The 11,722-nt window shown below is 69.7% G+C and carries 6 protein-coding genes and 1 pseudogene; 4 read left to right on the top strand and 3 right to left on the bottom strand.

Annotated elements, in window-relative coordinates:
- The 4 genes and pseudogenes from ACWCRB_RS18880 to ACWCRB_RS18865 all read left to right on the top strand — a co-directional run.
- Positions 1–1,222, top strand: a pseudogene (locus ACWCRB_RS18880) (hypothetical protein); the annotation flags it as partial.
- Positions 1,223–1,351: 129 nt separating this feature from the next.
- On the top strand, positions 1,352–2,215 hold the full coding sequence (locus ACWCRB_RS18875) for a metal-dependent hydrolase (protein ID WP_450997117.1): 864 nt from the start codon (positions 1,352–1,354) through the stop codon (positions 2,213–2,215).
- Positions 2,215–3,297 carry a PDR/VanB family oxidoreductase gene (locus ACWCRB_RS18870; RefSeq protein WP_450997116.1) on the top strand — a complete coding sequence of 361 codons (1,083 nt, stop codon included), beginning with the start codon at positions 2,215–2,217 and terminating at the stop codon, positions 3,295–3,297. The genes ACWCRB_RS18875 and ACWCRB_RS18870 overlap by 1 nt, the downstream gene beginning before the upstream one ends.
- A 56-nt stretch (positions 3,298–3,353) precedes the next feature.
- Complete coding sequence (locus tag ACWCRB_RS18865) at positions 3,354–4,079, top strand: TetR/AcrR family transcriptional regulator (protein WP_369030864.1); 726 nt, start codon at positions 3,354–3,356, stop codon at positions 4,077–4,079.
- A 12-nt stretch (positions 4,080–4,091) separates the two neighbouring features.
- Here ACWCRB_RS18865 and ACWCRB_RS18860 read toward each other — a convergent pair whose 3' ends face one another.
- The 3 genes from ACWCRB_RS18860 to pulA all read right to left on the bottom strand — a co-directional run bounded on the left by ACWCRB_RS18860 (position 4,092) and on the right by pulA (position 11,695).
- A complete protein-coding gene (locus tag ACWCRB_RS18860; protein ID WP_235479696.1) occupies positions 4,092–4,448 on the bottom strand; it encodes a 5-carboxymethyl-2-hydroxymuconate Delta-isomerase in 357 nt (118 codons plus the stop codon).
- A gap of 64 nt (positions 4,449–4,512) precedes the next feature.
- Positions 4,513–6,165 carry a SpoIIE family protein phosphatase gene (locus ACWCRB_RS18855; protein ID WP_450997119.1) on the bottom strand — a complete coding sequence of 551 codons (1,653 nt, stop codon included), beginning with the start codon at positions 6,163–6,165 and terminating at the stop codon, positions 4,513–4,515.
- Between the two features lie 70 nt (positions 6,166–6,235).
- Positions 6,236–11,695: a pullulanase-type alpha-1,6-glucosidase gene (pulA, locus tag ACWCRB_RS18850; RefSeq protein WP_450997115.1), complete on the bottom strand. Its 5,460-nt coding sequence runs from the start codon at positions 11,693–11,695 to the stop codon at positions 6,236–6,238.
- Between the last annotated feature and the right edge of the window lie 27 nt (positions 11,696–11,722).

The following is an 11,722-nucleotide window of genomic DNA, read 5'->3' as shown; positions in this document are numbered from 1 at the left end:
CGCCGACGCCCTGGCGGACTACCTGAGGGCGCAGGCGACGGAGTTCCTCCGCGCCCTGCGCCTGCACAGGGAGACAGGCACGGCCTCCTCCGCCCTGGATCCCGCCCGGTTGACCCTCGTACCGGCCGCCGCGTGGAAGTCCTCCGCGCGCACCGACTTCTCCGTCTGGCCCGCGCGCGGTGACCTCGTCGGCGACAGCGCCCTGCTGCGCCGCGCCCTCGCCGTCTGGGCCCGCCCCGGCGAGACGGTCCAGGTCTCGGCGACCCCGGGCACCCCGTCCGGCGGCCCGGCGGGACCGCCCCAACTCCTGTACGCGGGCACGGTCGACGCGGCTCGCGTGGTGATCCTGTACGACGGTCTGCGCATCGCGCGGTACGCCGAACCGAAGGACGGCACGGCCGGGGCCGCCCTCGACTTCGCCCGCGTCGACGGCGCGAGCGGCGCCGAGGCCGACGCGGTGGTCCTCGATCGGGCCGACGGCAACGTCCGCTATCTGACGGCTCCTTGGGTGCTCAAGGCGGAGATGCGGGACCTGCGCAAGCCGGCGGCGACGCCGATCGACCTGGGGCTGACCGACGGGGTGACCGGGCCGCTGGCCAGCCCGATCGCGCAGAAGGGCGCGTGTCAGTCCTGGAACACGCTCCAGGTGACGGACACCGGGGGTGCGCGTCTGCTGAGCGACCTCGCGGAACTCGTTCCGGCTCACCTGACTGCGGGGCGCCCGGGTGCGCCGCGCGAGGCGTCGGCGCCGGCTGCGCTGGCGACGTGGTCGCCCTTCGCCTGCTCGCTCGCCGCGATGCACTCGCAGGGGGTGCGCACGGTGAATGCCTGGCAGTACGCGGAGCAGCCGTTGCCGGACGGGAGCGGGGCTGCCGATTGGGTGTGCACCCGGGCGGAGACCTGGCGGGGTGGTGGGGCTCGGGTGTTGGCTCAGTTCCATACGCCTGGTGGGCAGTATGGGGCGGTGGCGGCCAAGTCGGAGAGTTCTGCGGCTTGTGGGCCGCGGGATCCGAATGTGCTTGCGGGTGTGCTGTGGAAGTCGGGGGCTGGTGAGTGGTTCATGCTTGCCGCCGGTGCTGAGAACACGGCGTCTATTACGGCTACGGGTGGGGTTGCCTCTACTGTGCGGGGTGCCTTGCTGGCGGCCAGGACTGAGCAGGGGGCTCAGGCTGGGTTGAAGGGGACGTTGAAGGATGGGCGGGGTATGGGGGGGTTGCGTTAGTCACTGCGGGCCGGTGGGGGCTGGTCGCGCAGTTCCCCGCGCCCCTTTGGGGCGCTCCTGCTGACGTTGGTGTCAACAAGTCCTCGCACGGGGGTTTCCCCGCCCCCTACCCGTCAGTACATTGACGCCATGTCCAATATCAAGGCGCGCAAGGTGTCCTTCTCCTGGGAGGGGACCCCGTTGCACTGGGTGCCCGGGGATCCGTTCACCTCGCACACCATCAATGTGCTGCATCTGCTGCTGCCTGCCGGTGAGCGGTGGTTCGTGCATGTGTACAAGCAGGTGCTGCCCTACATACGGGACGAGCGGCTGCGGGCGGATGTCGTCGGGTTCATCGGGCAGGAGGCCATGCACTCCCAGGCCCACGACGAAGTCCTCCCGCATCTGCGGGAGTTGGGACTCGATCCCACGCCTTACACCGCACAGGTGGACTGGCTCTTCGAGAAGCTGCTCGGGGATCGGAGCCCGTTGCCCGGTCGCCGGGGCCGTGAGTGGTGGCTGATGGAGCGGGTCGCCGTCATCGCGGCCATCGAGCACAAGACGGCGTTCCTCGGCGACTGGATACTCAACGCGTCGGAGCTGGACCGGCGCGGCGCCGATCCGACCATGCTGGATCTGCTGCGCTGGCACGGCGCCGAGGAGGTCGAGCACCGGTCGGTCGCGTTCGATCTGTTCACGCATGTCGACGGGGGTTACCGACGGCGGGTGCGGACCTGGGTGACCGGGGTGCTGGCGATGTTCTTCCTGTGGCAGCGCGGGGTGCGGTTCTTCATGGCGAACGACCCGGACCCAGGACTCCGCAAGCCGACCTTCCGGGGCTTCTACGTGCGCGGGAAGCGCGGTCTGCTGCCGTCGACCTGGGCCATGGCGAGATCGGTGCCGCGTTATCTCCGCCGTGACTACCACCCCTCCCAGGAGGGGTCCACCGAGCAGGCCGTCGCCTATCTGGCCTCCTCCCCCGCCGCCGTCGCCGCCGACAAGGGCGCCGCCTGATGTCCCCCCGGCCGCTGGCCCTCGCGCTCACCGCCGGGGCCGCGCTGCTCGCCCGGCGGGCCATGCGGCGCCGGATCGAGGGTTCGCCGCTGTGGCCGCTGCCCGCGCTGGCCGAGCCGGTCTCCGGCCGGCCGCGTTCCCGGTCCCTGCGGCTGACGGTCGCCGCCCATGAGGTGGTTGCCGAGGGAGTCGTACAACTGCGCTTGGAAGGGCGGGAGTTGCCGGGGTGGGAGCCTGGCGCACATCTCGATCTGGTGCTGCCGTCGGGGCTTGTGCGGCAGTACTCGTTGTGCGGGGACCCGGCGGACACCTCCGCGTACACCGTCGCCACGCGGTTGGTGCCGCACGGGCGCGGGGGCTCGCGCGAGGTGCACGAGGGGCTGCGGGCGGGCATGACCGTCGAGGTGCGCGGCCCGCGCAATCGCTTCCCGCTCGCTCCGGCTCCGGCGTATGTCTTCGTGGCCGGCGGGATCGGCATCACCCCGATCCTGCCGATGATCCGGGCCGTTGACGCCCAACCTGGGCTGGAATGGCGGCTGTTGTACGGCGGGCGGAGTCGGGCCTCGATGCCCTACCTCGCCGAGATCGAGAAGCTGGGCTCGGGTGCCGGCTCCGGGCGGGTCACCGTCGTCGCCGAGGACGAGGACGGGCTGCCCGATCTCGACGCGCTGTTCGCGGGCGTGGCGGCGGAGCTGCCCGAGGGCACCGCCGTTCACTGCTGCGGTCCTGAGGGGTTGACGGCGGCGGTCGAGGCGCGGATTCCCGAGGGGACCGTGCTGCGGCAGGAGCGCTTCAGTCCGCGTACGTCGGCTGCGGGCAACCAGGCCTTCGAGGTCGAACTCCGGTGCAGCGGGCGGACGTTGACGGTGGCCGCCGACTCGACCGTGCTGGCCGCCGTACGGAAGGAGTTGCCTGACACCGCCTACTCGTGCGAGCAGGGGTTCTGCGGGACGTGCCGACAACGCGTACTGGCAGGGGAAGTCGACCATCGCGACGAGCTGCTGACCGATGCCGAGCGGGCGGACTCGATGCTGATCTGCGTGTCGCGTGCACGACGTGGTCCACTTGTGCTGGATTTGTGAACACCCCGGGTCGGACCGGTCCGTTGGGGGCCGTAATCGATCGGTAAGGTGTTCGCATGACAACCGGGGTTCGCCGCAGAATGGGAGTCGAGGAACGCCGGCAGCAGTTGATCGGCGTCGCCCTCGAACTGTTCAGCCGCCGCTCGCCCGACGAGGTCTCCATCGATGAGATCGCGTCGGCCGCGGGCATCTCGCGCCCACTGGTCTACCACTACTTCCCCGGCAAACTCAGCCTGTACGAGGCCGCGTTGAAGCGTGCGTCGGACGATCTGGCGGGCCGGTTCGTGGAGCCGCAGGAGGGTCCGCTGGGGGCGCGGCTGCTGCGCGTGATGCGCCGGTTCTTCGACTTCGTCGACGAACACGGGCCCGGTTTCGCGGCGTTGATGCGCGGTGGTCCTGCGGTGTCGGCGGACGGGGTGCGCTCGGCGGCCGGCAACGCCTCGGCGACGAACGCGCTCATCGACGCCGTACGCCAGGCCGCGTACGTCCAGATCCTGTCGCATCTGGAGCTGGACGCCGAACACGCGCCCGCCCGGCTGGAGTTGGTCATCCGGACGTGGATATCGCTCGTCGAGTCGACCGCGCTGATCTGGCTGGACGGGCGGCGCGTGCCGCGTGCCGAGCTGGAGGCGCAGCTCGTGCACGACTTCGCCGCGCTGGCCGCCGTAAGCGCGGCCTATGACGAGGAGATGGCCGCGCTGCTGCGCCGGATGCTCAAGCAGGAGCCCACCGACGGCCCGTTCACCGATCTGGTCGGACGGCTCATCTCGCTCGCGTCGTAGACGAGGGGCGGGTCAGGCGTCGAACTTCCGGTAGGAGTCGTCGAGTTCGCGGACCTCGACCGAGGCGTGCAGGGTGAGGCCCTCGACGGGCTTCACGTGAGTGCGCACCAACTCCAGTACGGCTTCCGTCAGTTGGTTCTTCGTCTCGGTCGTGCGCCCGGTCAGCATGCCGATCCAGACGTGCACGATGGCGTGGCCGTCGGTGTCCGCACCGACCGTGGCGTCCTCGGTGCGGCGGAACTGCGTCTTGCACGCCTCGGGCGTCGCCTTCGCCGTCGCGACGACCTCCTCGTGCAGCGCGAGCGCGAACGCACGCCGATCGAAGGCCTCGGTCAGCGGACCCGAGTAGTCGACGGTGATCTGCGGCATGGGTCAAACCCCTGTTCTACGACTTCTACTTCTATGACTTCCACAACGGCATGGCCAGCTCACCCTAACCGGCGGCTGGCCGGTCCTCGTCAGCGAGCCGCAGCGCCAGCATCGCGATGTCGTCCTCCCGTTCGTGACCGAAGCAGACCAGCAGGGTGTCGCAGAGGGCGTCCAGGCCGGGCAGGGCGCCGGTGGCGGCGGCTCGGAGGTGTTCCAGGGAGTCCGCGAGGTCGGTGCCCCGGGTCTCGATCAGGCCGTCGGTGACCATGAGGAGCCGGTCGGTGGGTTCGAGGAAGAGTTCGGTGGGCGATGGGTGAGGCAGGCCGATGCCGAGCAGCGGGCCCTCGGCCTTGGCGTAGTCGGCGCTACCGGTGTCGCGGATGAGCAGCGGCGGGATGTGGCCCGCGTTGGCGATGAGGGTGCGCCCGGTACTGGGGTCGACGTGGACCAGGCAGACGGTGGCCGTGACCTCGGGGTGGTAGCGCTGGAGCATCCGGTCGAGGCGCTCGGCGAGCACGGCCGGGTCGCTCTCCTCGACGCTGTAGGCGCGCAGCGCGTGCCGGATCTCGACCATGACGGTGGCCGCGTCCAGCGAGTGCCCGACGACGTCGCCGACCGCGGTGAGCACGCCGTCGTCGGTGCGCAGGGCGGCGTAGAAGTCGCCGCCGATCTCGGCGTCCTGCGACGCGGGCACGTACCGGACGACGACGTCGATGCCGGGCAGCTCGGGGAGCCGGTCGGGGCGGGGCAGGAAGCTGTGCTGGAGGGTGAGGGCGACATGCCGCTCGACCTGGTACATGAGGAGCGGTTCGGCGGCGAGCACGGTGGCCTGGGCGAGCCGGGCGACCAGGGACTCCTTCTCGGGGCTCACCCGGCGCACACTGCGGGTCGGGGTGGCCAGGCACACCGCCGCTCTGCCGTCGTGGGTGGGGATCAGCACCAGGCGCGCGTCGTGCTCGACGCCCGGCCGGAAGAACCCGGCGGGCCACAGCGGCGCGGGCACCGTGGTGATCTGCACCCCGCTCTGTCCACGGGAGAGGCGCCTGAGCAGACCCGCCACGACCCGGTGGGCGCCCTCGTCCGGCATGGCGAGCGAGGTGCGGTCGCGGGAGGTCGCGCGGTACAGCTCGTCGTCCGGGCCGAGGAAGAACACGGCGGCGGGCTGGCCGGTGAGGCGCGCGCAGCCCTCGGCGGCGGCGTCGGCGAGTTCCTGGAGGGAGCGCGCCGCCTGGATGGTGAAGATCGTCTCCGACAGCCGGGTCAGCCGCCGGGCCAGTGCCTGGTCGTCGGCCCGCAGCCGGGCCGCGCGCACCGCGGCCCGCAGCACCGCGTCGATCTCCTCGGGCTCGGCGGGCACCGACAGATACGCCTCCCCGCCCGCGTCGAGCCCGTCGCAGCGGTCCCCCGGGGTGACGGTGCCGGCCGAGAAGTGCACGACAGGCAGGCCGGCCATGTGCGGCCGGGCCTTGAGGCGGCGGCACAGCTCGACCCCGCTCATGTCGGGCAGGTGGACGTCGATGAGGGCCACGTCGGGCAGCATGCCCTTGCGCAGCCGTACGTCGAGTTCGGCGAGCGCCTCGTTGCCGCTGGCGACGGCCACGACCTGGTGACCGGCGCGGCGCAGCAGCGCGCCCATGGCGTAGCGGCCGGCCGCCGTGTCGTCCACGACGAGCACGGTGGTGTCCGCCGTGTCTGACCACTTGCCGTTGCCGTCCATCTGGCCGCCCTTGGACACACCGGTGGGGCAGACCGGGTTGAGGGTCTGCCCCACCAAGATAATGCCCTTGTCAGGACGTGCGGGAAAATACCGCGACGGTCCTTGCCGGAACGGCGAACGTGCCCGATTCCCGCTCGTACGTGGCCGACTTGACGACAGGGTCAACTCCCGCACGCAGTACGGGATGCAGCGCGTACGAGGTCCCGGCGAGCGAGCCGACCCGCTGCTCACCGCGCTCGGGCGTCGCGTTGAACACGACGACAAGATCGCCGAGTTCCATGGTGATGACGCCGGGTGTCTCGTCCTTGCCGGACAGCGGGAAGGAAAGCTTTGCCTGCACCTGGCCCGCCGTGTCGAGGGAGAAGACGCTTTCTGTCGTACGAATTCTCAGCAGGTCCTGGTACGCGGCCGAGGCACCCTCGATCTGAGCGCAGCCGACCCCGACGGTACTGGTCGCCAACAGGGGCTTGGCGTAAGGCCACTTGGAGGCGTTGTCGGCCGCTGCCGGAAGCCCCCGTCCGAAACCGTTGCCGTCGGCGCAGTTCCAGTGGATGGCGTTGAACCAGTCGCCGCTGTCGTAGGAGTTGCGGTCGAGGGACTTGGAGCGCAGCAGGTCGGTGCCCGCCTGGGAGAGGGCCGGGCCCTGCGAGAGGGTGGCCGTGGCCATGGCGAGGACCTGCATACGGGCCCGGTCGGCCGCGCTCGTCGTGGCGGGCAGCTTGAACGCGAGGGCGTCGAACAGGGACTCGTTGTCGTGCGCGTCGGCGTAGGCGAGGGCGTCGCCGGGTGCGTCCGCGTATCCGGCGGGCTGGCCGTTGTAGTCGACCTGGGCGCCGGTGACGTCCTCGCCGTCGGTGTCGGTGAAGCGGTAGGCGGCGAGGTTGCCGGAGAGGCCCACCTTGATGAGGTCCTGGTAGTGCAGGAGGCGGGCCTTCTGTTCCGCCGAAGTGCCGTTGCTGGTGGATGAGTTGGGGTCGGTGTAGAGGCCGGACGCGAAGCCCTGGACGCCGGGGTCCTCGTCGAAGGGGCCGCCGCCGCGTACGGCGTCCCGGGCCCGGTCGGAGAAGGTCGCGATGCCCGTCCCGGCCATGTTCTTCTGCGTGGCCTGGACGAAGCGGGCGTCGTCGGCGACCTCGCCGAAGTTCCAGCCCTCCCCGTACAGGATGATCTTCTTGCCGTCGACGCCGTCCTTCTTGAGGGTGAGCGCGTCGAGGGCCTTGCGGACGGCGAGGATGTTGGCCTTGGGGTGGTGGCCCATCAGGTCGAAGCGGAAGCCGTCGACCTTGTACTCCTTGGCCCAGGTGACGATCGAGTCGACGACGAGCTTGCCCATCATGGTGTTCTCGGGCGCGGTGTTGGCGCAGCAGGTGGAGTTGGCGACGGAGCCGTCGGCGAGAAGTCGCTGGTAGTAGCCGGGGACCACCTTGTCGAGGACGCTGGTCTTGGCCTGGCCGCTGGCCGGGGTGTGGTTGTAGACGACGTCCATGACGACCCGCAGCCCGTCGCTGTTGAGCGACTTCACCATCTGCCGGAACTCGACCGTGCGCCGCGTCCCGTCCGGGTCGCTCGCGTACGAGCCCTCCGGGACGGTGTAGTGGTACGGGTCGTAGCCCCAGTTGTAGGCGTCCTTCGCGGCGATCTTCGCGACGCACGCCTGCTGCTGGTCGGAGTCGGCGGCGTAGGAGGCGAGGTCGCAGTCGACGGTCGCCTGGTCCGTCTTCTTCTCGGGGATGGTGGCAATGTCGAAGGCGGGGAGGAGATGGACATACGAGGTGCCCGCCTTCGCCAGCTCCCGCAGGTGCTTGGAGCCGTCGCTGTCCTTGTCGGTGAAGGCGAGGTAGGTGCCCTTGTCCTTGGCGGGCACGGTGTCGTCGGCGACGGAGAAGTCCCGGACGTGGAGTTCCTGGATCTGGGCTTCGTTGAGGGGTACGGCCTTGGGCTTGGTGTACGTCGTCCAGCCGCTCGGGGCAAGGGACTTGTCGTCCAGATCGACGACGAGGCTGCGCTCGGAGTCGGCGGTCAGGGCTACGGAGTAGGGGTCGGTGACCTCGTTGGTGACGATCGCGGAGACGCTGGGCGCCCAGACCTTCACTACGTACCGATAGGGCTTGTTCTTCCAGGACTTGGAGCCGGTGACGGACCAGACGCCGGTGGTGTCGTTCCGCTTCATGGCGACCGTGGAACCGTCGAGGTCGAGCTGCACCGACTGTGCGGTGGGTGCCCAGACGGAGAGGGTGGGGCGGCCTTTGGCGAAGGTGGGGCCGAGGTGGGCAGCCGATCCGTCGTACAGATCATCCAGTACGCCGGCGATCTGGACGCCCGTCGCCGCCAACACAGCTCCGTTCGCGGCCCGTTGGGAGGCGACGAGCTGGCCGCGCAGGGCCTCGCGGACCCTGTCTCGGTCGCGCGGGTCGACCGTCCAGGCGGTGTACGAGGCGAGGTGCGGGAACTTGGTCTTCTGGGCGTCGGTGAGGGTCGACTTGGTGAGCCGGAGCCAGCGTTCGTCGGTGCTGGTCAGGGTGCCGTTGTTCGCCGTGATCGAGCCGGTGCGGGAGTAGAGCAACTGGGTTGAGGCGGCGGTGTCGTTGCCGTTCCAGGCGACGGTGTTCCGGTCGATCCAGACCGCCTTGGAGGTGGTGAGGTCGAGGGCGGCGGCGGAACCGGCCGGCTGCGGGAGCAGGTACTTCTCCTGGCCGTTGAGGAGCCACACCTCGTGGCCGTTGGTCTTGAGGTCGAGGGCCTGGTCGGTGGAGAGGTCCTTCTCGTCGCCCTTGTGGATGATGTAACTGAGGCTGGTGGCACCGGCGTTGAGCGGCACCTCGTACACCGCGCCATAGGCGTCGGTCCGTACCGGCTCCAGGGGCTGCGCCCAGTCCGTGGGGTTCGCGGCGCCGGACCAGACGTGCAGGCCCCAGCCGTCATAGTTGCCGTCGGCGCGGTGGTAGTGGAGGACGGCCTTGGTGGTGTCCTGGTCGGGGTAGTCGGCGGTGGGCTTCTCCGTGAGTACGGCTTCCTTGCCCTGCTCGGCCCAGATCTCGCCGGTCTTCGTGACGTCGATCGAGCGGTCGGCGGAGACGTCCTTGTTGCCGTCCTTGTCGATGACGAGGTAACTGACGTTGGACGCACCGGGCTTGAGCTTGACGTAGGCGAAGGCGCCGTACGCGTCCCGCCCGACGAAGTCGTGGCCGGCCGGCCAGGTGGTGCCCTCGCCGTCGGCGATGTCGCCCCAGGCGTACAGGCGCCAGTCGGTGTAGTCGCCGTCCGCGCGCTTGTAGTGGACGATCGCGTAGTCGCGCGAGGAGGCCGTGGGGACCTCGGGGGCGGGCGGGGTGCCCGTGGTGGAAGTCGCCGTGGTGCTTGCCGTATGTCCGGCGCGGTCGATCACAACTGCCTTGTACCGCAGGGCTGTTCCGGGGGCAATGTCCTTGCCGAGGGTCTGGGTGACTCGGTAGGGCGCGTGGTCGGCGGAGCCGAGGGTGTGCCACTTGCCGTTGCCGACCTGGGCGGCGAAGACGACGCGGTTAAGCGGGTCGGTGCCTGTGCCGCCGTCGACGTCTGCGGTGATGTCGACCGTGCCGGTGGCTCCGGTGGCCGGGGCGGTGAGGGTGAGGGTCGGCCTGGTGGTGGGAGCGGCGAGCTTGGCGGTCGCCTTGAGGACGATCGAGGCGCCGGGCGGGACGGTGACGGTGATCTTGCGGTCGGTGCCGCTGGTCAGCGTGGCGTCGGTGCCGTAGATGCCCTTGAAGGCCATGCCGGCCGAGCCGGTCGCGAAGGTTGCCGTCTTCGGCTCGGCCGCGTTGTTGAAGGCGACGACGTACTCGGTGCCGGACTTGGCGTCGGTGCGGGAGACGGCGTAGACGCCGGCGCCGTCGGCCGCGTAGCGCTCGGTCTGGACGCCGTCGGTGAGGGCGGGGTTCGCCTTGCGGAGGGCAGCGAGAGCACTGATCTGCTTGTAGAGCGGTGCACTCGTGTCGTAGGCGTCGCTCGCGTGGGTGCGGTCGGTGCCGAGTTTGTCGTCGTCGAGGTAGTCGGTGACCTTCGAGGCGAACATGGTCTGGCGGGCGTCCTTGTCACCGCCCGCGCCCGTGAAGCCCTGCTCGTCGCCGTAGTAGACGACCGGGTTGCCCCGGCTGAGGAACATCAGCTCGTTGGCGAGCTTGTCCTTGGCGAGGAGTTCGGTGTCGGTGGCGGTCGGGTCGTCCTGCTTGAGGAAGTAGCCGATCCGGCCCATGTCGTGATTGCCGAGGAAGGTGACCTGCTCGTACGCGTTGGCCTTGTCGGTCGTGTACTTGTAGTCGTCGCCGAAGACCGAGGCGAGTTTCTGGGCGCTGCCACCCTGAGAGGCGTACGAGCGGGCCGCGTCCTGGAAGGGGAAGTCGAGCGTGGAGTCGAGGCGGCCCTGGGTGACGTACGGCGAGGTCACGGACGTGTCGGCGGAGTAGACCTCACCGAACATGAAGAAGTCGTCGCGGCCCTTCTTGGCCGCGTAGGCGTCCAGCGCGGTGGCCCACTGGGTCCAGAACTCCATGTTGACGTGCTTCACGGTGTCGATCCGGAAGCCGTCGATGTCGAAGTCCCGTACCCACTTCTCGTAGATCTTCTCCATGCCGGAGACGACCTCGGGACGCTCGGTCCACAGGTCGTCCAGGCCGACGAAGTCGCCGTACGTGGCGGACTCGCCGGCCCAGGTGGAGTCGCCCCGGTTGTGGTACATCGTCGGGTCGTTGAGCCAGGACGGGACCTTGGTGTTCTTCTTCGCGGCGGGGATGGTGGGGGTGCGCGGGAAGGAATCGGCGTCTACGGCAGGGAAGTCGGCCTTGCCGTCCGCGTAGTCGGCGTCGTCGAAGGGCTCGCCGTCCTTGGTCAGATACGGGAAGGCGCCCTTGGAGAGGTAGTCGTAGGACTTCTGCTCGTAGTCGACGACGTCGGCGGTGTGGTTGGTGATGACGTCGAAGAAGACCTTCATGCCCTTGGCGTGCGCCTTGGAGATGAGGGTTTCGAGGTCCTGGTTGGTGCCGAAGTGCGGGTCGACCTGGGTGAAGTCGGTGATCCAGTAACCGTGGTAACCGGCGGAGGCGTTCGCGCCGGTGCCTTGTACGGGCTCGTTCTTGAAGATCGGCGCCAGCCAGATGGCGGTGGTGCCGAGACCCTTGATGTAGTCGAGCTTGCCGGTGAGGCCCTTGAGGTCGCCGCCCTGGTAGAAGCCCTTGTCGGTGGGGTCGTAGCCGGTGGCGAGGCGTGAACCGGTCAGTCCGCCCTGGTCGTTGGCCTTGTCGCCGTTGGCGAAACGGTCCGGCAGGACGAAGTAGAACTGCTCGCGCGTGAGGTCGTTGCGGGCGGCGGTCTGCGCCAGCTTCGCGTCGGACGGGGGCGCGGGCGGGGTGGCGGCTCCGGCGGCCAGCGGCTGGACGAGGGCCGTGGTCAGCGCGGTCACGGTGAGCGCGGCGACTCGTCCGGCGTGGGCGGTACGGGTGGTACGGGCAACGCGGGCTGTACGGCGCCTTGTCGGCGACGGCCATCTCGGTATCACGGATGGACTCCTTGCGATCACGGCTCT

Source organism: Streptomyces sp. NPDC002156 (genome assembly GCF_053593675.1).
The sequence above is the reverse complement of the archived record's forward strand: the minus strand, read 5'-3'. Positions and strand labels throughout refer to the sequence as shown.

What these genes read in the sequence shown, in the direction of transcription:
- ACWCRB_RS18875 (WP_450997117.1), top strand. Translation starts at nt 1,352, where the DNA reads ATGTCCAATATCAAGGCGCGCAAGGTGTCCTTCTCCTGGGAGGGGACC.
- ACWCRB_RS18870 (WP_450997116.1), top strand. Translation starts at nt 2,215, where the DNA reads ATGTCCCCCCGGCCGCTGGCCCTCGCGCTCACCGCCGGGGCCGCGCTG.
- ACWCRB_RS18865 (WP_369030864.1), top strand. Translation starts at nt 3,354, where the DNA reads ATGACAACCGGGGTTCGCCGCAGAATGGGAGTCGAGGAACGCCGGCAG.
- ACWCRB_RS18860 (WP_235479696.1), bottom strand. Translation starts at nt 4,448, where the DNA reads ATGCCGCAGATCACCGTCGACTACTCGGGTCCGCTGACCGAGGCCTTC.
- ACWCRB_RS18855 (WP_450997119.1), bottom strand. Translation starts at nt 6,165, where the DNA reads ATGGACGGCAACGGCAAGTGGTCAGACACGGCGGACACCACCGTGCTC.